This window comes from Nocardiopsis sp. NPDC006832 (genome assembly GCF_040635885.1).
GTDB lineage: Bacteria > Actinomycetota > Actinomycetes > Streptosporangiales > Streptosporangiaceae > Nocardiopsis.
In genome coordinates this window covers 1-24024 of record NZ_JBEYLC010000006.1, presented here as the reverse complement: position 1 = coordinate 24024, position 24024 = coordinate 1, and the positions used below count along the sequence as shown (strand labels likewise).

Below are 24024 nucleotides of genomic sequence, written 5' to 3'. Positions count from 1 at the left end.
ACAGCCGCCCCACCTACGACACCGACTCCTTCACCCGACCCGAGTACGACACCGGAACCCACCAACGCAACCCCTACGACAGCGGCACCCACACCCGGTCGGGCCACCTGGGCGGACCGACCGGCCAGGGTGACCTCGGCCGGTTCGACACTCCCGGCGCATCGGGTGCCCTGGGCGTGCCCGGTGGACCCGGGGTCCCGAGTGGTCCGATGGCTCCGGGCGGGCCCACGATGCCCGGGGCCCCCGGCACGGGCCACGGAGGCAACGCCCCCCTGTGGGACTCCCCGCAGGGACCCGGTTACGGGGGGTCCGGTCGGCCCACGCAGATGCCCGGTGGACCCGGCGGACAGGACGGGCCGGGTCGATCCGCCCCGTATCCGACCGGCGGATACCCCGCCGACCCCGGGTACGGCGCCTACCAGAGCGGCCAGTTCAGCGGCCTGCCCTACAGCGAGCAGCGGCCACCACAGACCGATCGGTTCGGACGACCGTTGGGCCAGGGAGGGCCCCCGCAGAGCCCCGGTGGCCAAGGCGGTTACTCGGACATGCTGGGCGGGGGTTTCCCACCCTCGGACTACGGCTACCCACAGGTGGACGACCGGCACCCCGAGGGCGAACGACCCGGCGCGGGCCCGCGGTACGGTGGCCCCGCCCCGCGGCCGGGCCAGGGACCCTACGACGAGGAGCCCCGCCCCGGTTACGGCCAGGACTACTACGAGGGCGGTTACGAGGACGGGCGCTTCCGGTGACCGTATGGCCGGGACCGGCCTCGGGCGACCGAGCGTGACATCGACCCGGCCCCGCGGGAACGACATCGGATTCATCGCCTCATCCCACCGAGGTGGCGGAAACCCCGCCACCTCGGTTTTCTTATGTCCCGTTCGTTTCCCCGACGCCCCCAGTGACGAGAGCGGTCACCAGAACCGCGATGATTCGTCACTCGGTGTCATGAATATTGACTACAATGAGTGATTGAACATGCACTCATCGGGGTGTCCCCGCTGTCAGGCGCACCGCCGCACACCCCCGTCCACGTGCGCCCTCGCGCGCACCCGCCCGGTTCGACCCGAACGGAGCAACCATGCGCAACGACGTCCAGGGAGCACTACCCGGGCGGCGAGGAGAGACCTCCCCGCCGCCGGAAACCCACCCGGACCGCAAGGGACCGGCCGCCGACATCGGCGCCTCCCTCGTGGTCTTCCTGGTCGCCGTCCCCTTGTCCCTGGGGATCGCCGTCGCCTCCGGCGCGCCCCTCATCGCGGGCATCATCGCCGCCGTCGTGGGCGGCATCGTCGCCGGCCTGGTCGGCGGTTCGGTGGTCCAGGTCAGCGGCCCCGCCGCCGGACTCACCATCATCGTCGCCGACCTGATCCTGACCTACGGCTGGCGGGTCACCTGCCTGATCACGCTGTTGGCGGGCCTGGTCCAACTGGCCCTGGGCGCGTTCCGCATCGCACGCGCCGCCCTGGCCGTCTCCCCCGCCGTCGTCCACGGCATGCTCGCCGGGGTGGGCGTGACCATCGCCCTGGCCCAACTCCACGTGGTCCTGGGCGGCGCGCCCCAGAGCTCCGCCCTGGCCAACATCGCCGACCTGCCTCGACAGGTCGCGCAGAACCACACCGCGGCGGTCCTGGTCGGGGTCGTCACCATCGCCATCATGTTCGGTTGGAACCGGCTGCCCGCCATCGCCGGGGTCCGACCGGGCGTGATCCCGGCCGCGCTGGTCGCGGTCGGAACCGCCACCGTCATCGCGACCCTGGGACGTTGGGAGGTCGAGACCGTCACGTTGCCCGCCTCCCTGGCCCAGGCGTGGAACGGACCCGCCCTGCCCGAGTCCGGCCAGTGGCACGGAATCGCCCTGGCGGTGGCGGCCGTGGCCATGGTCGCCAGTGTCGAATCGCTCCTGGCCGCCATCGCCGTGGACCGCCTGCACAGTGGCCGCCGCGTCCGACTCAACCGCGAACTGTGCGGCCAGGGCGCCGCCAACACCGTCAGCGGCGCCCTCGGTGGGCTGCCCGTCGCGGGGGTGATCGTGCGCAGCACCGCCAACGTGCGCGCCGGGGCCCGAAGCCCGCTCTCCACGATCCTGCACGGGGTGTGGATCCTGCTGTTCGTGGCGTTCTTCGCACACGTGGTCGAACTGATCCCGATGGCGGCGTTGGCCGCGCTGTTGGTGTTCATCGGCACACAGATGGTGTCCCTGGCGCACCTGCGCGACCTGCGCCGCCACCACGAGGCCGCCGTCTACCTGATCACCCTGTCCACCGTGGTGTTCCTGGGACTGTTGGAAGGGGTGTGCATCGGGTTCGCGCTCGCCATGATCATGTCCCTGCGACGGCTGACCAGGCTCACCGTGACCACCGAGGAACACGACGGTCGCGTGCACGTGACGGTGGACGGCTCACTCACGTTCCTGGGGGTGCCCCGCCTCACGCACGTGCTGCGCACCGTCCCGACGGGAACCCGCGTGGACCTGGACCTGCACGTGGACTTCATGGACCACGCCGCCTTCGAGGCCATCCACGCCTGGCGGGTGGACCACGAACGCACCGGTGGAAGCGTGGACATCGACGAGGTGCACGAGCAGTGGTACGCGCGCAGCTCCACCCGTTCCGCCCCGGCCGCCAAGACCGTGCCCAAGGGCCGTTGGTGGGCGCCCTGGGACATGCGCGACCGCGCCCGGACCGAGGAGGAGGCCCACCCGATCGGTCTGCTCACCGCCGGAGCCCGGGAGTACCACGCGAGCACCGCCGACCGTATGCGTTCGGTGATGAGCCGACTGGAACACGGCCACCGTCCCACCGCGCTGTTCATCACCTGCGCCGACGCCAGGGTGGTGCCCAACCTGATCACCGCCAGCGGACCCGGCGACCTGTACACGGTGCGCAACGTGGGCAACCTGGTGCCCGCCCCCGACGACCCCGACGGTTCCGTGGGCGCCGCGATCGAGTACGCGATCAACGTGTTGCGGGTGCCCTCCATCGTGGTGTGCGGTCACTCTCGCTGTGGGGCCATGCAGGCACTCCTGGACCGGACCCACCGAGAGCCCGAGGAAGTGGCGACCACGCACATCCGCCGCTGGTTGGCCAAGGGTGACGCGAGCCTGCGACGGGCCCACGCCGAACACGCCGAGCTCACCGCGCTGCCCACCGCCGAGGCGCTACGTCGCCTGGCCCAGGCCAACGTGGTCGAGCAGCTCGACAACCTCGAAAGGCACCCGACGGTCCGCGAGAAACTGGAGTCGGGCGAGCTGACCCTTTCGGGCATGTACTACGACCTGGAGTCGGCGAGGGTGCACCTGTTGGACCCCGCGACCGGCGGCTTCGATCCGGTCCAGGGGGTCGGGGGCGGGTCCGAACCGGTCCCGCCGCCTCAGCCGGCGGAATCGTCGTCCGGGGCGTCGTCACGCCCGTCCTGCTGAACGCCTGATGCCTGGTACATGGCGAGCAGGATGATCGCCACGATCGCCAGGATCGGCAGGCCGAAGAGGACCACCCAGACGGCGGTGGAGTCCAACGAGAGTCACCCATTCCCATGAACGCGGATGCCCGTCGGCCCGACCCCATCGGGCCCGCGGGCGTTCGTGCCCCGGGGGACCGGAGCGCATGGGTCAATCTACCGGTGCCACAGGGGTTCGGACCATCACCACGAAGCGGTATCCCCGTATCCCCGGCGTATCCGGCCCCACGCCGATACGCGCCGCGGGACGGGGTTCGGTCGGGCACCGGGGGTCATCGGCGCGGGAGATCGAGACCAATCACAAGGGCGCGGCCACCGACGCCGTATCGACGGGTTCGTGGGCCATCGAGGTGGCCATGGGCGAGGTATTCGCAGGCCGGACACCAAGAGAGGAGGGAGTCGGCCGGTAAGCCGGATTCTGTCGGGTCCTGACGGACCGGACGGTCATCCATCTGGGGCCGTCGTTACCGACGACCTCGGTGCGGTCTACCCGCGGACTCGGGCGGGCCGCCCTCGAACATCCGCGCGAGAACCCGAAGGTTCTCTTTTTGACCTTGCTCCGGGTGGGGTTTACCTAGCCGCCCGGATCACTCCGGCCGCTGGTGGTCTCTTACACCACCGTTTCACCCTTACCACCGCGAACGGTGGCGGTCTGCTTTCTGTGGCACTGTCCCGCGGGTCACCCCGGGTCGGTGTTACCGACCACCCTGCCCTGTGGAGTCCGGACTTTCCTCGAACCCGCGCCGAACGCGGATCCGCGACCGTCTGGCCGACTCCCCCTCTGAGGGTCAGTCTAACCCCTTCAAATGGGCGGTGTCGTTGAGGGAGCGCACCACCTGTGGGCCATCCGCGTAACAGTCCACCTCGGTCAGGCACCCGGTGTCCAGGTGCATGCGGTACAACGCCTCGATGGGGGCGAGCATCGCCTGCTGGACGATGACCTTGATCGGGGTGACGTGGCCGACCAGCAGCACCCGACGGCCCCGGTGGCGTTCCAGCAGGGCATCGCGAGCCTTCGCGACGCGTTCGGCCACCCGGGCGAAACTCTCTCCCCCGGGCGGCCCCGTCTCGGGGTCGGACAGCCAACGGTCCACGTGCTCGGCGTCGCGTTCGCGCGCCTGGGCGAAGGTCAACCCCTCCCAGATCCCGAAGTCGGTCTCCACGAACCCCTCGTCCAACTCCACCGGAAGTCCCAGCAGGTCGGCCGCGTACCCGGCGGTCAGCCGGGTACGCGCGAGCGGCGAGGACACGATCACGTCCACACCGATTTCGGCCGCACGGCGCGCGGCCGCCTCGGCCTGGGCGTGACCGGTCTCCGTAAGGGGGATGTCACCGCGTCCGGCGAAGCGCCGTTCGACGGACAGCGGGGTCCGCCCATGCCGGAGCAGGAGCAGCCGGGTCGGTTCGGTGTCGGGCGCACCCCAGGCGCGGCTCACTCCGCGACGGGGGCGTGCAGGCCCGATTCCTCGGTGCGCACCAGGATGCGTCGGCAGTCCTCACAGCGGACGATCTCGTCGGCCGCCGCGGCCCGGATCTCGTTGAGTTCCATGGTGCTCAACGCCAACTTGCAACCGTTGCAGCGGCCATAGCGCAGCGGGGCGACGGCCACACCGTCGTACTGGCCGCGCAGCTTGTCGTAGAGCTTCATCAGGTCGTCGGGGATCTCACCGGCCACCCGCTCACGGTCCTGACCGAGGCGGGTTCGGTCCCACTGGATCTCCGCGGCGGCGGTGTCACGGCGGGCGGTGACCTCGGTGACTTCGGCCACCGCGGCCTCGCGCTCCTCACCCAGACGGACGACGTCGGCGTTGATCGTCTCGGCCTCCTCCATGACCTCCAGGACGATCTCCTCCAGCTCGGACTGGCGACGCCCCAACGACTCGATCTCCGACTGCAGGTTCTGCAGGTCCTTGGCGTTGGTGATCGCACCCGACTCCAAACGCTTGGCGTCACGGTCGGCACGGGCTCGCACCTGCTCGACGTCGCTCTCGGCCTTGCGCTGGTGGCGTTGGATGTCGGAGGCCTTGGTCTGGGCCGCCATCAGATCGGCCTCCAGGGCGTCGGCCCGCTGCTTGAGCCGGGCCGCCTCGGCGATCTCGGGCAGGGTGTGGAGACGGTGTTCCAGAAGCTGGAGTTCGGAGTCCAGGCTCTGAAGGTCGAGGAGTCTGGCCTGCGCGGCGGGTTCGGCTTTCACTTGGGGTCTCCTGAGGATCGCGGTGGGGAGGCCTTCGAGGGCCGCCCGCGCTCTGTGCAGTTGTGGTCTTCGGTACTGCGGGTTCTACACGTGTTGGAAGGTCCGTGACCAGGCGTCCGTCACGGTGGTCGACACGTGGATCTCCACGTTAGCCCCATTCGGGCCGACCGAACGCCCGAGCGCGTCGCCCAGGTGGCTCGCACCGTCGGCCAACCACGGCCATTCACTGGCGAAGTGCGCGGTGTCGATCAGGGCGGGACCACCGGCCCGCTCGACGAACTCCGAGGCCGGGTGGTGGCGCAGGTCGGAGGTGACGTAGACGTCCACCTCGGCGGCGCGGGCCGCGCCCAACAGGGAGTCCCCGGCGCCACCGGAGACGGCCACGGTGCTGATCAGGCGGTCCAGGTCTCCGGCGACCCGAATGCCCGCGGCGGTGGCCGGCAGCCCTCGGGCGACCTGGTCGGCGAAGTCGCCCAGCACGAGCGGGGCGGGCAGTTCACCGATGCGCCCGATTCCACGCCGTCCCTCGGGGTCGGTGGTGTCGGGGTCCAGCGGGCGCAGCTGTCCGGTGAGCCCGACGGCGCGCGCCAAGGCGTCGGAGACCCCCGGTGAGGCGGTGTCGGCGTTGGTATGTGCGGTGTACAAGGCCACACCCGAACGGATGAGCCGGTGCACGATCCGACCCTTGGGGGTGTCCGCGGCCACGCTGGTGACCCCGCGCAGCATGAGCGGATGGTGCGTGATGATCAGGTCGGCGCCCCGGGTGAGGGCCTCGTCGACGACGGCGTCCACCGGATCGACCGCGAACAGGATCTTATCCACCGGTTGTTCCGGGTCTCCGCAGACCAGGCCGACCGCGTCCCAGGAGGCGGCCCACGATGGCGGGTAGACCTCCTCGAAGGCGGTGACGACGTCGGAAAGGGTGGCCGAGGGCGTGGTCGAGGTGCTCACGGGCACGAGACTAACGTTCCGTGGCACCGCGCACGTACTCGAACGCCTCATCGGCCGAGCCGGGTACCCAGAGCGTGGAGACGGTCGGTGACCTCCGGTGGGGCCTCCAGCGTGAACTCGGCGCCCAGGGCCGACAACACCGCGACGTACTGACACACCAGGTCGACGGTGTCGGCGCTGAGCCGTGCCCGACAACGCCCCTCGTCCAACGGGGTGAGGGAGCCGGGCAGGGGCCCGTACACGCGCCGACGCACCTCCTCCGCGGGCAGCCCCAGGGTGAGCGTGGCGGTGTAGCGGTACTCGCCGCGCGCGAAGTGGCGGGTGAGGAAGGTCGCGGGGTCGGGCGCGGTCAGCTCGCGGGGCTCGAAGCGCCCATGGGTGGGCCGCGGGTCGCTCATCCGGTCGACCCGAAAGGTCCGCCAGTCCGCACGGTCGGTGTCGTGGGCGATGAGGTACCAGTGCCCACCGTGCAGGACCAGGTGGTGGGGTTCGACGCGACGTTCGGTGCGCTCCCCGGAACGGGAACGGTGGACCAGGTCGGTGACCACCCGATCGCGGCTGTTGGCGGCCAGCATCCCCAGGACCGTGGGGTCCACGCCCGGGGTGTCGGGGTGGGGCACGGTCGAGGTCGCCCCGGCCACCGCCGACAACCGGGGGCGCAGGCGGGCGGGCAGTAGCCGTTCGAGTTTGGCCAGGGCACGCAGCGCGCTCTCACCCACACCCTGCACGGTCGTCAATCCCATGGCGATGGCCACGGCCTCGTCGTCGTCCAGCAGCAACGGAGGCAGGTCCGAGCCGGAGACCAGCCGATAGCCGCCCGCCACCCCGGGGGTGCCCTCGACGCGGTAGTCCAGGTCGCGCAGGCGTTCCACGTCACGGCGCAGGGTTCGAGCACTGACACCGAGCCGTTCGGTGAGTTCGGCCCCGCTCCACTCCCGGCGCACCTGAAGTAGGGACAACAGGCGCAACAGCCGCTGCGGCAATCCCGCGCGGACCGACTCGGTCTCGACCATGCCCATCATCCTGCCGGCCATCGCGGCCATGATGTGACCGCATTGGTCTCTACCGTGACCACATGAGCGATCAGAAGCACACGAACGACGTGACGAGGACACTGCGAGCGCGCCTGGGACAGGCGCACAGGGATCGGGTGTACGCACCCGGCTCCGAGGGGTTCGAGCGGGCCCGCTCCGGCGCCCAATCCCTGTCCCCGCACACACCCGACGCCGTACTGCGCGCCACCGACACCGAGGACGTGCGCACCGCCGTACGCACCGCCGCCGAACTGGGCGTACCCGTGGCCGCGCAACGCACCGGGCACGGCCGCGGCACCGGGGCGAGCGGCGGAATCCTGGTGGACACCACCGCCCTGGACACCGTGGAGGTGGACCCCCGGCGCCGCACCGCCCGGGTCGGGGCCGGGGCGATCTGGCGGGACGTCATCGACGCCGCCGCCCCGCACGGGCTCGCACCCCTGTCGGGCAGCGCGCCCGCGGTCGGCGCGGTCTCCTACACCTTGGGCGGTGGAATGTCGTTGATGGGCCGCCGGCACGGATACGCCGCCGACCACGTGCACGCATTGGACCTGGTCGCCGCCGACGGTGAGACCCATCGGGTGACGGCCGAGACCGAACCCGACCTGTTCTGGGCACTGCGCGGCGGCGGAGGATCGTTCGGCCTGGTCACCGGGATGGAGTTCGCGCTGTTCCCGGTCTCCCACCTGTACGGCGGCAGCCTGTACCTGGACGCCACCGACATACCCGAGGCCCTGGCCGCGTGGCTGCGCTGGACCGCCACGGTGCCCGAGGAGATGACCTCCGGGGCCTGCGCCCTGGTCTACCCCGATGTGGAGGGCGTACCCGAGCCCATGCGCGGACGGATGGTGGTCCAGCTGTCCATGGCCTGGTGCGGCCCCCTGGCGCAGGGCCCGACGTGGGTGGAGCCGCTGCGGTCCATCGCTCCCGTCCTCAGGGACACCACGCGCGTCCTGCCCTACGCCGAGTCCGAGACGGTCTTCGACGACCACGACGACCCGGCGCCCTACCGAGGCCGCGCGATGATGCTCACCGACCCGGGCGAGGACGCGATGACCGCGTTGTCGAAGCTGATGGCGGCCGACCGCCCCTTCATGAGCCTGGTGTCGCTGCGTCACCTGGGCGGGGCCATGTCACGGCCGCCGAAGGTCCCGGCCGCGGTGAGCCACCGTGCCGCCACCCACGCCCTGGGCGTGCTCACCTTCGCCACCCCGCACGACACCGACGCCATGGCGGATCTGCGCGCGCGGGCCACCGGCCTGTTGACCGAACACACCCTGGGGCTCGCGAGCAACCTCAACTTCGGTCCGGTCCCCACCTCGGACGTGGCACGCATGTACGAACCCGACGCCCTGGCCCGGCTCGTCGCGATCCGGGACCGAGTGGACCCGCACGGCCGCGTCCACACCAACCGGCCCCTGACCCCGCGACGGTGAGGGGCCACAAGGCGTGTCCCCTGTTTGCCGCCGGAGAGGGCGCCGCCTAGAGTGCGGGCACCACCGAGCGGGAGGCGCGAACTGCATGCGGGACACCACGGTCGAGCTCCAGGGACGTCAGGTCGCCTACACCGACATCGGCGACCCCGACGGCACCCCCGTCCTGTTCTTCCACGGCGCCCCGATGAGTCGCCGGAACCTGGGCGACCAGCACGCCGAGTTCAGGTCGGCCGGTCTGCGGGTGCTCACCCCGGACCGGCCCGGCTACGGTGGTTCGGCCCCCGCCCCGGGGCGAACCCTCACCGACTGGGCCGAGGACATGGCCGCCTTCGCCGACGCCCTCGGCCTGGACCGGTTCCTGGTGGCCGCGCACTCCTCCGGCGGCCCCTACGGCGTGGTCACCGCCGCCCTGCTGCCCGACCGGGTGCACGGCACGGTCGTCCTGGGCGGGGTCACCGACTTCTCCTGGGCACCGGCGTGGGAGGGCTACTCACCGGACGAGTGCGCCATGATGCGGCTGCCCGACGAGAGGGCCGCCCTGGAATGGGGCGAGCGCAACCTCGGCGAAGGCCCCTCCGAGTGGCCCGAACCGGACCGGAGGCTGTTCGCCACCCGACACGTCCCGCACCTGGCCGCCTCGGCCAAGGAGGCCTTCGCCCAAGGGGTCGGCGGCTACACCCAGGACGCCTGGGTCCAGGGCCGCCCCTGGACCTTCGATCCCTCGACCGTCGCCTCTTCGTTCCTGGTGGCCCACGGCGACCAGGACACCGTGGTGCCCCTGGCGCACGCCACGCACACCGCCGGGCTCGTACCCGGGACCGAACTGCGCATGCTGCCCGACCACGGCCACGTCACCGTGCTGTGGGAACTCCCCGGGATGCTCACCGAACTGCGCGAACGTCGCTGAGGGCCACCGCCCGTGTGAGCGGCCGCACGGCCTAAGGTGGTTCGACGATGAACAACACCGAACAAAGACCTCAGTCCCCGATCGGCGCGCACGTCCCGGTCGCGGGCGGCATGGCCACCAAGGGCCTGGCCTACGCGGAGAAGATCGGCGCCGAGACCGTCCAGGTGTTCGTGTCCAACCCCCGCGGGTGGGCCACCAACGACGGCGACCCCGCCCAGGACGCGATGATGCGCGAGCGCGCCGACCTGCCCGTGTTCGTGCACGCCCCCTACCTGATCAATCCGGGCACCCCCAGCGAGGAGACCGCCGCCAAGTCGATCACCTCGATGGAGCACGCACTGCGGCGAAGCGCGCGGATCGGCGCGCTGGGCGCGGTCATGCACACCGGTTCGGCCGTCTCGGGCACCCGTGAGGACGGGTTGGCCCGTGCCCGCGAGCGCCTGCTGCCGATGCTGGAACGGCTGGGCGGGGACGTGCCCCCGCTGCTGTTGGAGCCCATGGCCGGGCAGGGTCAGGTGCTGTGCGCCACCGTCGACGACCTGGTCCCCTACTTCGAGGCCCTGGACTGGCACCCCAACGTGGGTGTGTGCCTGGACACCGCGCACCTGTTCGCGGCCGGGCACGACATCTCCACGGTGGAGGGCATGCGCGAGGCGCTGGACCGTTTCGGCGAGGTGGTGGGCGCCGACCGGCTCAAACTCATCCACTGCAACGACTCCAAGGCGCCGTGCGGCAGCAACAAGGACCGGCACGAGAACATCGGCAAGGGCCACATCGGCGCCGAACCCTTCGCCGAGCTGTTCCGCCACCCGGTGACCGCCGGGGTCCCCATCACCCTGGAGACCCCCGGGCCGGAGGGTCCCCACGCCGAGGACGTGACCACCCTCAAGAAGCTGCGCGAGCAGGCCTGAGACGGCATCGCCCGCCGGGCCCACCGGATCTTCCCGATTCGGCGGGCCCGTCTCCTTCACCCCTGCCGAGCCTCCTCGGACAGGGCCAGGTCGGCCCGGCGGGCCGTCTCCGCGATGACCTTCCTGGCGAGGAGCGCGGTGCCGGCCATGATCACCCCACCGACGAGGAACGGCAACGCGAGGTCGACGCGCCCGAGTGTCCCGCCCAGCAGCGCTCCGATCGGGGTGATGCCCCAACCGATCATCTTGCTCGCCCCGTTGACCCGCCCGCGCACACGGTCGGGGACCACGGTCTGGTAGTAGGGGCTCGCCGCGATGTTGGAGGCCACGATGCAGAATCCGAGTCCGACCAGGAAGACGAAGGCCGTGGAGGCACCAGGGGCCAGGGCCACCGCCACCGACGCCGCGGCCACCCCCAGGTAACCGCCGAGGACGACCGTGCGCCGTCCCAGACGGACGATCAGTCGGTCCGTCACCAGCGTGGCGAGCACACCACCGACCGCCGAGGACATGGTGAAGGCCCCGAAGTAGGCGGCCGAGACCCCCAGGTCGCCCTGGGCGTAGAGCACCAGCACGGCGCCGCCCATGTTCGCGCCGATCATCATCCCGGCGTTGCAGAGCATGTTGCCGCGCAGGATCCGGTCGCCGAAGACCTGTCGGAACCCTTCCCCGGTCGAGCGCCAGAACCCCTCGGACTCGGTACGCGAGTCCTCTTCGCCGGCCGGGACGGAGCGGCGCCACACCATCGGGATGGCGCACAACAGCACCACGCACAGGGCGTAGGAACCGGCGATGCCCAGCAGGGGCGCAGCCGCGCCGGCCGCGAACAGGAAGCCGGCCACCGGCCGCCCCAGGCAGTCCTGGGCGACCAGCCGGCCCCCTTCCACCCGGCTGTTGGCCCGGTCCAGTAGGCGTGGGAGAACCAGCCGGACCACCGCGATACGACTCGCGGGGTCGGTGACGGTCTCACAGGTGATGACCGCGAAGATCGCCGCGTACAGCACCCAGATCGTCAGGTTCCCGGTCACCAGGGACAGCAACAGGGCGACCATGACCAGGGTGGCCAGGGTGTTGGACACGACCATGGCGCGCATCCTGTGCACTCGGTCGATGAGCACCCCCGACAACGGGGCCAACAGCAGCCAGGGCAGGAACCGCACGGCGGTCAACCCGGAGATGAGCAGCGGGTCCTGGGTGAGTGACACGGCGATCAGCGGCAACGCCACGACGAGCATGCCGTCGGCCAGGTTGGTGAACACGCCGGCGCCCCAGAAACGGTGGAAGTCGGCGCCCAGACGCTCGGTGCGGGTGGTGTTCGTGGTGGTGGGTGCGGTGGTCATGGTGTGGCTCCTGATGGGGGGTGGAATCTCAGGTGGCTCTACCGCTCGTCGGGTTCGACGTCCTCCTCGACGAGGTCGGGGAACAGGTCGGTCTGCAACTCCACCGCCTCGGTGTCGGGGTGGCTTCGGGCCGTTCGGCCATCGAAACGGCGGGTCCAGGAGCGGATGAACTCCTGTAGCGCACCGGCGAACTCCTCGGTCTCCCGCGGGGTCATCCGCGCGTGGGAGACCGAGTCCTGCATGGCCTGCAGCCAGCGGCGCACCGCCGGTTCGTCGGGCCGTTCCCGAGTCAAGGCGTGCCACCGGTCGAGCCGTTCCCGACGCCCGCCGTAGTAGCGGTCCAGGACGATCTCGGCGGCCTCGCGGGTGGCCGGGTCGCGCAGGTGGTCGATTCCGTTGAAACGCCAGCCGCCCGGGCGGATCCGCCACCAACGATCCCGTTTGCCCGTGTGTCCGGGGTCGTTCTCCACGAACCCGAACCGGGCCAGTTGGCGCAGGTGGTAGCTGGTGGAGCCGCTGCTCTCCCCCAGACGTTCACCCAGGATGGTGGCGGTGGCCGGGCCCCGGGACCGGAGATCGTCCAGGATGCGGGCACGCAGAGGGTGGGCCAGGCCGCGCAGGGCCTCGGCACCGACGTCGAGGGGCCGGGGTGGGGTGGATTCGGGTTCCTCGCTCATACCGAAACCGTATCCCAAAGATACCTTTGCAAAAATACCTTTGCAGAATTTTCTTTGGGAAACTTCGGGGAACCGCTCCCCCGAGGAAGGAACCTCCTCCTCGTCAGCCACCGTCGTATGGGTGACAATGGGAGCGAGCGCACGTCGAGCGCGAGCCGAGGCGCAAGAGTTTCAGGACAAAGGAGCGTGTCACCGCATGGATCCGGTTTCCATGGTCATCGGAGTGGCCATCGCGGTCGGTGGATACCTCGCGGGCCGGGCCACCACCAAGCGGCAGATCACCCGACAGTTCCACCCCCACCAAGACCCCCGCGCCCTCCACGGCGGCCAGGGCCGACCCGCCAACCCCCAGCCCATCTGCGGTTGCGGTCACAACCTCGTCTTCCACGATCAGGAGACCAAGCGCTGCCTGACCCAGGTGGTCATCCCCGGCCGCTGGACGGGACAGGCCGACTCCACCTACCGCCAGTGCATGTGCCAGGGCTACCGCGGACCCACACCCGTCGACGAGTACTACGCCCCCGACTTCCTCGAAGGCAACGGCTCCTGACACCTCCCGGGACCGACCACCTCCACGGATGCGGGAACCTGGGAGTGACGAACCGACGACGTGCCGGGATGACAACACCCCCGCGCGCCGCGAGAATGTCCGCGCACCGAACAGCCGAAGAGTGGACTTGACCAAGTGACGACCCCTGTGACACCCACGATCGACCAGCGCATCGCCGAGGAACTCGGCGTGGGCACGCACCAGGTCCGTGCCACCGTCGAGCTCCTCGACGGCGGGTCGACCGTGCCCTTCATCGCCCGGTACCGCAAGGAGGTCACCGGCGCGCTGGACGACGCCCAACTGCGCGAACTTGAGGAACGCCTGCGTTACCTACGTGAACTGGGCGAACGTCGAGCCGCGATCCTGGAGTCGATCCGTTCCCAGGGCAAGTTGGACGACGAGCTGGAGGCCCGCATCAACGCGGCGGACTCCAAGGCCCGTCTGGAGGACATCTACCTCCCCTACAAGCCCAAGCGCCGCACCAAGGCACAGATCGCCCGCGAGGCCGGTCTCGAACCCCTGGCCGACGGACTGTTCGACGACCCCACCCAGGACCCGCAGCAGGTCGCGGCCTCCTACGTGGACGCCGACAAGGGCGTGGCCGACACCAAGGCCGCCCTGGACGGCGCCCGCTCCATCCTGGTGGAACGCTTCGCCGAGGACGCCGACCTCACCGGCCACCTGCGCGAACGCCTCTGGGAGAAGGGTCGATTGGGCTCGACCGTCCGTGAGGGCAAGGAGGAGGCCGGCGCCAAGTTCGCCGACTACTTCGACTTCTCCGAACCCCTCACCGCGCTGCCCTCCCACCGCGTGCTGGCCATGTACCGGGGCGAGAAGGAGGAGATCCTCACCCTCAACCTGGAGCCGGAGGAGACCCCCGACCCGGGCCCCGACGGCACCGTGCCGCGCAGCGGCTACGAGAACGCCATCGCCTCCCACTTCGACATCGTCGACCGGGGCCGACCGGCCGACCGATGGCTACAGGACACCGTGCGCTGGGCCTGGCGCACCCGCGTCCTGGTCCGGCTGGACATCGACGTGCGCATGCGCCTATGGCAACAGGCCGAGGACGACGGCGTGAACGTCTTCGCCGCCAACCTGCGCGACCTGCTGCTGGCCGCCCCGGCCGGAACCCGTTCCACACTGGGCCTGGACCCGGGCCTGCGCACCGGCGTGAAGGTCGCCGTCACCGACTCTACCGGCAAGGTCGTGGCCACCGACACGATCTTCCCGCACGCCCCACGCCGTGACTGGGACGGCTCCATCGGCCGCCTGGCCGAACTGTGCGCCGCGTTCAACGTGGAACTGGTGGCGATCGGCAACGGCACCGCCTCCCGAGAGACCGACAAGCTCGCCGGTGACCTCATCAAGCTTCACCCCGACCTGAAGCTCACCAAGGTGATGGTCTCCGAGGCCGGCGCGTCGGTGTACTCGGCCTCCGCCTACGCCTCCGAGGAACTGCCCGACCTGGACGTGTCCCTGCGCGGCGCCGCCTCCATCGCGCGCCGTCTGCAGGACCCCCTGGCCGAGCTGGTCAAGATCGACCCCAAGTCCATCGGCGTGGGCCAGTACCAGCACGACCTGGCCGAGGCCAAGCTCTCGCGTTCACTGGACGCGGTGGTCGAGGACTGCGTGAACGGTGTGGGCGTGGACGTCAACACCGCCTCGGTACCGCTGCTGACCCGAGTATCCGGGGTGACCTCCACCCTGGCCCGCAACATCGTCGCCCACCGTGACGCCAACGGCCCCTTCCGCACCCGAGAGGCGCTGCGTTCGGTGCCGCGCCTGGGCCCCAAGGCCTTCGAACAGTGCGCGGGCTTCCTCCGGGTTCCAGGCGGCGACGACCCGCTGGACGCCTCCGCGGTCCACCCCGAGGCCTACCCGGTGGTCCGACGCATGCTGGACTCGACCGGCGGCGACCTGTCCACGCTGATCGGGAACAAGAAGGCGCTCGGAAACATCCGCCCCGAGGACTTCGTCGATGACAAGTTCGGTCTGCCGACCGTCACCGACATCCTCAGCGAGCTGGACAAGCCCGGCCGCGACCCTCGACCGGCCTTCGCCACCGCCACCTTCAAGGAGGGCGTGGAGAAGCTGGGCGACCTCGAACAGGGCATGATCCTGGAAGGCGTGGTCACCAACGTGGCCGCCTTCGGCGCGTTCGTGGACGTGGGCGTGCACCAGGACGGTCTGGTGCACGTGTCGGCGCTGTCCAACAAGTTCGTGGAAGACCCACGCGACATCGTCAAGCCCGGTGACATCGTCAAGGTCAAGGTGCAGGACGTGGACATCCCGCGCAAACGCATCTCGCTGACCATGCGCCTGGACGACGAGGCCCCGCAGGGCGGCGGCCGCGGCGACCGTGGTGAGCGAGGTGAGCGCGACGGACGCGGCGGCGAACGCCGTCGCGGCAACGGCAACGGCGGCGGCGGCGGCAAGGGCCGTGGCGACAAGCGAGGCGGCAACGGCGGCGACCGTCGAGGCGGCAACGGCGGCGACCGTCGAGGCGGACGCGACAACGCCCCTGCCCCCTCGGGCGCCATGGCCGACGCCCTGCGCCGTGCCGGCCTGAGCAAGTAGCGAGTAGCGAGTAGCACCACGAGGCACACGAGGGGCCGGGGAGGACACACCTCCCCGGCCCCTCCTCCACCCCGCTCCATACGCCAGGCCTGCCGAACCGTGTAGACGATGTGCTCGCCGGCACGACCCGCCACGCTCACACCAGGAACCGGTCCGGAGTCAACGGCAACTCACGCACCCGGGTGCCCGTCGCGTGGAAGGCGGCGTTGGCCACCGCCGCCGCGCTACCGACGATCCCGATCTCACCGACCCCCGCCGCACCCAGGGCGTTCACATGCGGATCCGACTCCTCCAGCCACTCCGCATCCACCCGACCCACGTCCGCGTTCACGGGCACGTGGTACTCGGCCAGGTCACCGTTGACCACGTGGCCGAACCGAGGATCCACCACGCCCTGCTCGTGCAGGGCCATCGACATCCCCATCACCATGCCGCCCACGAACTGCGACTTCGCGGTCCTCGGATTGATGATCCGCCCCACGGAGAAGACCCCCAACATCCGCGGCACGCGCACCTCACCGGTGTCCACGTCGACCCGCACCTCGGCGAAGTGGGCACCGAACGAATGCAGTGCGTACCTCTCCCGATCCGGGTCCTGCGGTGTACCGGCCCGCGACCGTGCCCCGACGGCCGGATCGTTCCCGTGCTCCTCGTGAAAGACACGAGCCGCCGCCACCAGGGCCGAACCCCACGAGGAGATCCCCGACGAACCACCCGCCACACTGGCCGAGGGCAGATCCGTGTCCCCGATCCGCAACCGCACGCGCGCGGTGTCGCAACCCAGTGCGTCGGCGGCGATCTGGGTGAGGGCCGTCCAGGTTCCGGTGCCCAGGTCGGCGGCCCCGATGGAGACCGTGTAACGCCCATCCGATTCGTGGACGATCTCGGCCTCCGACCCCGGCATGATCAGTCTCGGATAGGTGGCGGCGGCCATCCCGGTGCCCACCCACCGATCGCCGTCCCGATGCGCCCGGGGCCGAGGATCCCGATCCCACCAGCCGAACCGCTCCGCGCCCCGACGCAGGCACTCCACCAGGTTCCGTCCCGACCAGGGCAGACCGCTCTCGGGATCCCGCTCCGGTTCGTTGCGCATCCTCAACTCGATGGGGTCCAGACCACAGGCGTAGGAGAGTTCGTCCATCGCCGTCTCCAGCGCGAACATCCCCGGCGCCTCCCCGGGCGCACGCATCCAGAACGGGATCGGCGCGTCCAAGGGGATCAACCGGTGCGACGTTCGACGAGCGGGCGACGCGTACATCATCCGCGAGCACGCACCGCTCATCTCCGCGTACTCCTTGGCCCGGGAAGTCGCCTCCACCACGTCGTGGACGAGCACACCGAGCCGGCCGTCCGCCGAGGCGCCCAACCGGATCCGCTGCCGCGTGTCCGGGCGGTACCCCACCAACGAGAACATGTGCCGTCGCGTCAGCGCGAACTTCACCGGACGCCCGGGCAGGGCGCGCGCGGCCAACACCGCCACGACGTTGTGGGCGTGGGCCGACCCCTTGGAACCGAACCCGCCACCCACGTGCGGGGAGATCACCCGCACCCGCTCGGATGCGAGCCCGAAGACCTCCGCGACGGTCCCGCGCACCACGTGCACACCCTGCGTGGAGTCGTACAGCGTGAGCCGATCGGGACCCTCCTCCCACAGCGCGATCGTGGTGTGCGGTTCCATCGGATTGTTGTACTCGCGCGGCGTCAGGTAGGTCCGGTCGATCCGCACCATGGCCTCGGTCAGGGCGCTCTCCACATCGCCCTGTTCGGTGTCGGCCTCCACCCCGGTGTCGTCCGCACTCGGCCGATAGGTCTCCCGGCCGGGCACCGACGGATCCACCTGGTGTTGGTGGACCTCGTAGTCCACGACCACCAGATCGGCCGCCAGACGCGCGGCCTCGGGACCGTCGGCGACCACGGCGGCGACGAACTGGCCGCGGAAGTACACCTCACCGTCCTGCAGAACGGTGAACTCGCGGTCGTCGGTCCGAGCCAGGCGCGGAGCGTTCCACGGGGTCAGGACCGCCCGCACCCCCTCGACCGCCTCGGCCCGCGCCGTGTCCATCGAACGCACCCGCCCCCGGGCCACGGTCGAGAGCACCGGATGCAGGTACAGGGCGCCCTCGAAGGAGTGCTCATAGGCATAGGGGGCGGTGCCCGTCACCTTGGCCCGCCCCTCCAACCGTTCCATCGGCACACCGATGGCCCCGGTCCTCGCGCCCGTCATCTCGCCACTCACCCGTTCACCCCCGTCAAAGAGCGCAGCACCGCCGCGCAAGTGTTGATCGCCAACGGCACCTTGAAGGCGTTGTCCCGGCCGGTACGCGCCTCGGCGAACTCGGCCTCGGCCGCCACCCGGAACGCCATCTCGGTCACCGGTCGACCCCGCAACACCTCCTCGGCCCGCCGGGCCCGCCATGGGGCGTGGGCCACGCCACCGAAGGCGATCCGCGTGTCCGTGATCTGTCCGCCCCGCACACGCACCAGCGCGGCCACCGAGACCAGCGCGAACGCGTAGGAGGCCCGTTCACGTACCTTGCGGTAGGCCGACCGGGCTCCTTCCTCCGGCGCCGGCAGTTCCACCGCGGTGATGAGTTCGCCGTGTTCGAGAACGGTGTCGCGCTCGGGTTCGACCCCCGGCAGACGGTGGAAGTCGGCCAGCGGCACCCGACGTTCGCCCGACGGGCCCAGCACACGCACCTGCGCGTCCAAGGCCAGCATCGCCACCGCCATGTCGGAGGGGTGGGTGGCCACACACTGTTCCGAGGCGCCCAGAACGGCGTTGTCGCGCCCATGCCCCTCCAGGGCCGAACAACCACTGCCCGGTTCACGTTTGTTGCAGGGGGTCGTGACGTCCTGGAAGTAGACGCAACGGGTGCGCTGGAGCAGGTTCCCGCCGGTCGTGGCCATGTTGCGCAGTTGCCCCGAAGCCCCGGCCAGCAGAGCCGAGGAGAGCAACGGATAGCGGCGGCGGATCAACGGATGGGCGGCCAACTCGCTGTTGGTCGTCCCCGCACCGATCCGGGCCCCACCCCCGGGCAGTTCCTCGACACCGTCGTCGACCACCTCCCGCACGTCCACCAGGGCCGTGGGCGAGGTGATCCCCAGCTTCATGTGGTCGACCAGGTTGGTGCCGCCGGCCAGGAAGGACGCGCCGGGGTCGTCGGCGACGGCCGCGACCGCCTCGGCCGCGTCACCGGGACGGGAGTAGGCGAACGGGATCATCGAAGGACCTCCCCGATCGCGCCGACGATGCCCGGATAGGCGCCGCAACGACAGATGTTGCCGCTCATGCGCTCCCGGATCTCGGCTTCGTCCATCTCCACCAGAGCGTCCAGGTCCTCGGTGACGTGGCTGGGCCACTCCCGCTCGGCCTCGGCCAGCATGCCCACCGCCGAACAGATCTGCCCCGGCGTGCAGTAACCGCACTGGAAACCGTCGTGGTCCAGGAACGCCCGCGCGACCGGATGCAACTCGTCACCCCGACCGAGCCCCGCGGCCGTGGTCACCTCCGCGCCGTCGTGAGCGACGGCCAGGGCCAGGCAGGCCAGGACGCGCCGCCCCGCCAGGAGGATGGTACAGGCGCCGCATTGGCCGTGGTCGCAGCCCTTCTTCGGCGAGTACACCCCCAAACCGTCGCGCAACGCGTCCAGCAGTGTGGTGCGGGTGTCGACGGTGAGCTCGCGGCGCTCACCGTCCACCGTCAAAGTGATCGTGGTGTCCAAGGCCGGTTCCTCCCCAGAGCGGACGGGTCCCGTCCCCACGGGTTACCGCACAGAGCACCGGCCAAACGGTCGGAACGTGTCGAGCCACCAGGTTTTACCGGCTCTTGCCGGGCGGGCCGGGATCAATCGGTACGGCGCGCGTTGACCCTCTCGGCCAGGGCGTCCAACAACTCGTCGGCGATCGGGATCCTGCGCAGCTCCTCCGGCCCCGGCAGCGGCACCTGAGCACGGTCGCCCAGTTCACGCACCTCGCTGTGCAACCGCTCCATCGTCTGGTCCAACCGATTCGCGGTCTCGGCCGCCGTCCGCAGCTCGTCCAACAACTCCTGGGGCACCGACTTGGCGTACTTGTAGTAGATCTTGTGCTCCAGACTCGCCCAGAAGTCCATCGCGATGGTGCGGATCTGGATCTCCACCGGAACCTCGACGGTCCGGTCCGACATCCGGACCGGGGTGCGCACCAACAGGTGCAGACTCCGGTAGCCGTTGGCCTTGGGAGAGCGGACGTAGTCCCGCTCCTCCATGACCTGGATGTCCTCGTGTCCTGACAGCATGTCCCGGATCGCATAGGTGTCGGAGACGAAACTGCACGTCACCCGGATCCCGGCGATGTCCAAGATCTCCCTGGCGATGCTCTCCAGGTCCAGCGATACGCCGCGCCGGCGCGCCTTCTCCAGGATGCTGGCCGGTGACTTGAGCCGAGAGTCCACGTGTTCGATCGGATTGTGGTCGTTGGTGTAGCGGAACTCCTCGTTGAGGATGTTCACCTTCGCCATCAGGGTGTCGATGGCGAACTTGTAGGACAGCAGGAAGCGTGTGACGTCCTCGCGCGCCTCCGACAACGCATCCGATACCTCTTCCACCACAACAGTCCCCTCGGACACCATGGACCCCCTGATCGCATGTTATACATCGGTGCCGTGGACGGCGCCGAAGCCACCGGGGCCGGTGCCGGCGGGCACCTAGCGCGGCGCGAAGTCCACCTTCGACCACAGCCCTCGGAGCGGGGAGTCATCGCCCTCCCGCACGGAGTCGGTCACGTCCCACACCCGCACCACGGTGCTCTCCGGTCGCACCGCGGACCATCCCGGATCACCGGTGGCGGCGAAGTCACGCCAGGCCGCGACCATCCGCGCCGACAGCGCTCGCAGCGCCTCGTCGGGCTCGCCGTCGCACAGGAAGACCGCCAGGTCACTGTCGAGGTTACCGAAGGCGAACGGCAGGTCGAAAGCGTGGCAGGCGCCCAGTCTGCCCTCCATCGTGCGGCTCTGGGCGGCGAAACGGAAGAAGTGCGCACGGCCCCCGGCCCGGGCCTGCGCCTCGGCCACACGCACCGAGTACTCACAGAACATGGCGTCGCCACGGATCTCGTTGAACAGTCCGCGTAGTGAGACGTCGGGGTACACCGACCGGTAGACGCCCACGGCGTCCTCGCCCAATCCCAGATGGGCGGCGGTGGCCGCCAAGGCCTCCTCACCGTCGATCTCCACCGACTGGCCGAGCTCGGTGAACAGACGGTACTCCTCCGTGTTGTGACCGACGAGCAGGTCGACGCCGGTGGCGTCGCCGCGGGCGATGGCCGCCAGCGGCTCCTCGGGGAGCTCGGGGCCGCCGACCACCGGCGCATAGCAGGTGAACGCCTTGGTGCGCACTCCCCTGCTCGACGTACCGCTGCCCGACAGGACCACGTCGGTGGCCGCCAGGATCTCCTCCGGGGCCAGCACGGCCAACGCCTCGGCCTCCAACGGCACCCCGGCGGCCTTGGCCACCGATTCCGACACCCGTCGGGCGGTGCCGACGGTGATCGTGTCAGCGGGGACGCTGTGGGCGATGGCGCGCCGGAACAGACCGTGGGCGTCGGGCATGGCCATGAGGCCGATGACGGACCCGGCACCGGCGGACTCACCCGCGATGGTGACGTTGTCGGGGTCGCCGCCGAACGCCGCGATGTTGTCGCGCACCCAGCGCAGGGCGGCGGCCTGGTCGAGCAGTCCCCGGTTGTCGGGGCGTCCGGGCACGTGTCCGAAGCCCTCGAAGCCCAGCCGGTAGTTGACGCTCACCACCACCGTTCCCTCGGCGGCCAGGTGGGAGCCCTCGTAGGTGCCCTCGGCGCCGGATCCGACGATGTAGGCGCCGCCGTGGATCCACACCAGGACCGGGGCCGGGGAGTCGGGAGAGGCGGCGGTCCACACGTTCAGGACCAGGCAGTCCAGCGAGGTGTCGGGGTCCCAGTGCGCGGCACCGATGAGCTGTTCGCCCTGGGGCGGGGGCGGACCGAACCCCGAACAGTCGCGTACCCCGTCCCAGAGGGGGGCCGGGGCGGGGGCGGCGAAGCGGTGCTCGCCGAAGGGCGCGGCGGCGTAGGGGATGCCGCGATGGACCGTGACCCCTTCGGCCCGGGTCGAGGGTGTGCCGCGAACGGGTCCGTTCACGGTCGTCACGATCTGCTCGGCGTCCATGTGGGGGTCTCCTCGGGGGTTCGCGGCGTCCACCCCACCTAACAACGTTAGGTTTGTCCGCGCAAGCCCCGAACCACTCCGACGCCTTCACCAGGCCGGACGCCGCGACCCTGGGCCGAGTGTCCGCGGCGACCCAGGAAGGACCCAGGCGGGGCGCCCGCGCCATCACTCTCCCCATGTCATACCATCTGGTCGGTATGCCTCCCCGATGGAAGGACCCCTCATGCGCGCCATCCAGATCACCGAGTTCGGCGGACCCGAGGTCCTCGTCCCCACCGAACTGCCCGACCCCGAGCCAGGCCCGGGACGACTCCTCGTGGACGTCACCCACAGCGGCGTGAACTTCGCCGACACCCATCAAGCCGAGAACAGCTATCTGGCCCCCTCCACACTGCCGATGGTCCCCGGCGCCGAGATCGCCGGACGCACCGCCGACGGCCGCCGCGTCGTGGGCCTGCTCAACGGGGGCGGCGGCTACGCCCAGAAGGCCGTGGCCGACCCGAACATGACCTACGAGATCCCCGAGGGCGTCTCCGACGAAGCCGCCCTCGCCCTCATCGTCCAAGGCGCCACCGCCTGGATCCTGCTGCGCAAGAGCGTGCGCATGGAACCCGGAGAGTCCGTGGTGGTGCACGCCGCCGCCGGAGGCGTGGGCACCCTCGCGGTGCAGCTGGCCGCGCACTTCGGCGCCGGCCGGGTGATCGCGGTGGCGAGCAGCGAGGACAAGCGCGCACTGGCCCTGGAACTGGGCGCCGACGCGGTGGTGGACTCCGCCGCGCCCGACATGACCGCCGCACTCATCGAGGCCAACGAGGGCCGCCGCGTGGACGTCGTACTCGACATGGTGGGCGGGCGCGTCACAGACGAGAGCGTGCGCGCCCTGGCGCCGTTCGGGCGCCTGGCGTTCTACGGCATGGCCTCCCGTGAGGCGCCCAAACCGGTCCAGCCGGCCAACCTCATGCGCTTCTCCACCACGGTCGCCGGCATGTGGCTGCCGCACGCCTGGATGCTTCCCGGAGACGTGGTCGGCACCGCCATGCGAGAGCTCTTCGCCCTGGTCACCGAGGGGAAATTGCGTCCGATCCAGGGCCGGAGCTACCCGCTGTCGGAGGCCCGCCGGGCCCACGAGGACCTTCGTTCACGGGCCACCACCGGCAAGCTGACCCTGGACACCTCCGCCTGAGTTCGCGCTCTCACCCTGTGTCCACGTCGGGGCCGGTGGTTCGCGGCCTCGACGTGGGGAGTGGATGCGCGCGTCTGGAACTTTTCGGGCCGACTCTTCGGGACTTCTGGAGACCAGGACGTTCGTAAATCAATCGCATCGGTCACAATCAAGCGCATGATCGCATCACCTTGACGATGTAGATCTCTTTTGGCTTCTCCGCCGGCCACCACGCCGGCTCCGGTCTCGTCCGTGGCCCGCAGCGCGATGTCCTGACGCCTTCAGCCGTCCTTCAGCCGTCCTTCACCCTGATCCTTCTGCCCGTCCGGTGACGCGGCAGAGCAGAGAGTCGTAGCCGAGCGAGTTCGGGGCATCGTGGCTTGGCGGCTTGGCGGCTTGGCGGCTTGGCGGCTTGGCGGCTTGGCGGCTTGGGTGTCTGGGGGTGTCGGGTGGTTGGTGGGGCGCCTGAGCTGGGGAGCTTTGGGGTTGTTGGGCGTTGCTCAGGTCTCTTGTGGGGCGCCTCAGGTCGAGAACCTTCCGGTGGTCTGGCGGGGTGGGGGTGGGTTCTCCCTCCTTCCCCGCCGCGTGATTGTTGCCGCCCGCACCGCACGCGTCAAGGCAATGTCGGGTGCTCTGGCAGCG

The 24024-nt window shown here is 70.3% G+C and carries 19 protein-coding genes, 1 other RNA gene and 1 pseudogene; 8 read left to right on the top strand and 13 right to left on the bottom strand.

The annotated features are described in order from the left end of the window. Nucleotides 1–749 (top strand): annotated as a pseudogene (locus ABZ717_RS04495) (hypothetical protein); the annotation flags it as partial. 332 nt (nucleotides 750–1081) lie between these two features. Then, entirely contained in the window at nucleotides 1082–3421 is a 2340-nt protein-coding gene (locus tag ABZ717_RS04490) for a bifunctional SulP family inorganic anion transporter/carbonic anhydrase (RefSeq protein WP_358505500.1), read from the top strand. Here ABZ717_RS04490 and ABZ717_RS04485 read toward each other — a convergent pair. The 6 genes from ABZ717_RS04485 to ABZ717_RS04460 all read right to left on the bottom strand — a co-directional run bounded on the left by ABZ717_RS04485 (nucleotide 3373) and on the right by ABZ717_RS04460 (nucleotide 7638). Further along, a complete protein-coding gene (locus tag ABZ717_RS04485; protein WP_190318368.1) occupies nucleotides 3373–3516 on the bottom strand; it encodes a hypothetical protein in 144 nt (47 codons plus the stop codon). The genes ABZ717_RS04490 and ABZ717_RS04485 overlap by 49 nt on opposite strands. A 334-nt stretch (nucleotides 3517–3850) precedes the next feature. Next, nucleotides 3851–4236: RNase P RNA component class A (rnpB, locus tag ABZ717_RS04480), an RNA gene on the bottom strand. 11 nt (nucleotides 4237–4247) lie between these two features. Then, nucleotides 4248–4895: a histidine phosphatase family protein gene (locus tag ABZ717_RS04475; RefSeq protein WP_358505497.1), complete on the bottom strand. Its 648-nt coding sequence runs from the start codon at nucleotides 4893–4895 to the stop codon at nucleotides 4248–4250. Next, nucleotides 4892–5653, bottom strand: coding sequence for a C4-type zinc ribbon domain-containing protein (locus ABZ717_RS04470; protein WP_358505495.1), 762 nt, complete (start codon nucleotides 5651–5653; stop codon nucleotides 4892–4894). Before ABZ717_RS04470 ends, ABZ717_RS04475 begins: the two co-directional genes overlap by 4 nt. Nucleotides 5654–5737: 84 nt before the next feature. After that, nucleotides 5738–6610 carry a Nif3-like dinuclear metal center hexameric protein gene (locus tag ABZ717_RS04465; RefSeq protein WP_358505492.1) on the bottom strand — a complete coding sequence of 291 codons (873 nt, stop codon included), beginning with the start codon at nucleotides 6608–6610 and terminating at the stop codon, nucleotides 5738–5740. A 41-nt stretch (nucleotides 6611–6651) separates the two neighbouring features. Continuing rightward, nucleotides 6652–7638, bottom strand: coding sequence for a WYL domain-containing protein (locus tag ABZ717_RS04460; RefSeq protein ID WP_358505489.1), 987 nt, complete (start codon nucleotides 7636–7638; stop codon nucleotides 6652–6654). Between the two features lie 41 nt (nucleotides 7639–7679). Here ABZ717_RS04460 and ABZ717_RS04455 point away from each other — a divergent pair, with 41 nt between their 5' ends. The 3 genes from ABZ717_RS04455 to ABZ717_RS04445 all read left to right on the top strand — a co-directional run bounded on the left by ABZ717_RS04455 (nucleotide 7680) and on the right by ABZ717_RS04445 (nucleotide 10892). Further along, nucleotides 7680–9074: an FAD-binding oxidoreductase gene (locus ABZ717_RS04455; protein WP_358505486.1), complete on the top strand. Its 1395-nt coding sequence runs from the start codon at nucleotides 7680–7682 to the stop codon at nucleotides 9072–9074. 85 nt (nucleotides 9075–9159) lie between these two features. Then, nucleotides 9160–9981: an alpha/beta hydrolase gene (locus tag ABZ717_RS04450; RefSeq protein WP_358505483.1), complete on the top strand. Its 822-nt coding sequence runs from the start codon at nucleotides 9160–9162 to the stop codon at nucleotides 9979–9981. A gap of 47 nt (nucleotides 9982–10028) precedes the next feature. After that, the gene (locus tag ABZ717_RS04445; RefSeq protein WP_358505480.1) at nucleotides 10029–10892 is read left to right on the top strand and encodes a deoxyribonuclease IV; all 864 of its coding nucleotides are present in this window, start codon (nucleotides 10029–10031) and stop codon (nucleotides 10890–10892) included. Between the two features lie 56 nt (nucleotides 10893–10948). Here the strand turns inward: ABZ717_RS04445 and ABZ717_RS04440 are convergent, their stop codons facing one another. Both ABZ717_RS04440 and ABZ717_RS04435 read right to left on the bottom strand, forming a co-directional pair. Then, complete coding sequence (locus tag ABZ717_RS04440) at nucleotides 10949–12232, bottom strand: MFS transporter (protein ID WP_358505477.1); 1284 nt, start codon at nucleotides 12230–12232, stop codon at nucleotides 10949–10951. A 38-nt stretch (nucleotides 12233–12270) separates the two neighbouring features. Beyond that, entirely contained in the window at nucleotides 12271–12909 is a 639-nt protein-coding gene (locus ABZ717_RS04435) for a helix-turn-helix domain-containing protein (protein WP_358505474.1), read from the bottom strand. 196 nt (nucleotides 12910–13105) lie between these two features. Here ABZ717_RS04435 and ABZ717_RS04430 point away from each other — a divergent pair, with 196 nt between their 5' ends. Next, nucleotides 13106–13459 carry a hypothetical protein gene (locus tag ABZ717_RS04430; protein ID WP_358505471.1) on the top strand — a complete coding sequence of 118 codons (354 nt, stop codon included), beginning with the start codon at nucleotides 13106–13108 and terminating at the stop codon, nucleotides 13457–13459. Between the two features lie 135 nt (nucleotides 13460–13594). After that, a complete protein-coding gene (locus ABZ717_RS04425; RefSeq protein WP_358505468.1) occupies nucleotides 13595–16039 on the top strand; it encodes a Tex family protein in 2445 nt (814 codons plus the stop codon). A gap of 136 nt (nucleotides 16040–16175) precedes the next feature. Here ABZ717_RS04425 and ABZ717_RS04420 read toward each other — a convergent pair whose 3' ends face one another. The 5 genes from ABZ717_RS04420 to ABZ717_RS04400 form a co-directional block, all read right to left on the bottom strand. Next, nucleotides 16176–18263 carry a xanthine dehydrogenase family protein molybdopterin-binding subunit gene (locus ABZ717_RS04420; protein ID WP_358505465.1) on the bottom strand — a complete coding sequence of 696 codons (2088 nt, stop codon included), beginning with the start codon at nucleotides 18261–18263 and terminating at the stop codon, nucleotides 16176–16178. A gap of 8 nt (nucleotides 18264–18271) precedes the next feature. Further along, on the bottom strand, nucleotides 18272–19261 hold the full coding sequence (locus tag ABZ717_RS04415) for a xanthine dehydrogenase family protein subunit M (RefSeq protein WP_358505462.1): 990 nt from the start codon (nucleotides 19259–19261) through the stop codon (nucleotides 18272–18274). Next, on the bottom strand, nucleotides 19258–19761 hold the full coding sequence (locus ABZ717_RS04410; protein ID WP_358505459.1) for a 2Fe-2S iron-sulfur cluster-binding protein: 504 nt from the start codon (nucleotides 19759–19761) through the stop codon (nucleotides 19258–19260). The genes ABZ717_RS04415 and ABZ717_RS04410 overlap by 4 nt, the downstream gene beginning before the upstream one ends. A 122-nt stretch (nucleotides 19762–19883) precedes the next feature. After that, nucleotides 19884–20627 (bottom strand): GTP pyrophosphokinase family protein, encoded by a 744-nt coding sequence (locus tag ABZ717_RS04405; protein WP_358505456.1) that lies wholly within the window; start codon nucleotides 20625–20627, stop codon nucleotides 19884–19886. A gap of 96 nt (nucleotides 20628–20723) precedes the next feature. Further along, nucleotides 20724–22220, bottom strand: a complete 1497-nt coding sequence (locus ABZ717_RS04400; RefSeq protein WP_358505453.1) for a carboxylesterase family protein — start codon at nucleotides 22218–22220, stop codon at nucleotides 20724–20726. A 223-nt stretch (nucleotides 22221–22443) separates the two neighbouring features. Between ABZ717_RS04400 and ABZ717_RS04395 the strand changes: the two genes are divergently transcribed. Further along, nucleotides 22444–23403, top strand: a complete 960-nt coding sequence (locus ABZ717_RS04395; RefSeq protein ID WP_358505450.1) for an NADPH:quinone oxidoreductase family protein — start codon at nucleotides 22444–22446, stop codon at nucleotides 23401–23403. Nucleotides 23404–24024: the final 621 nt, after the last annotated feature.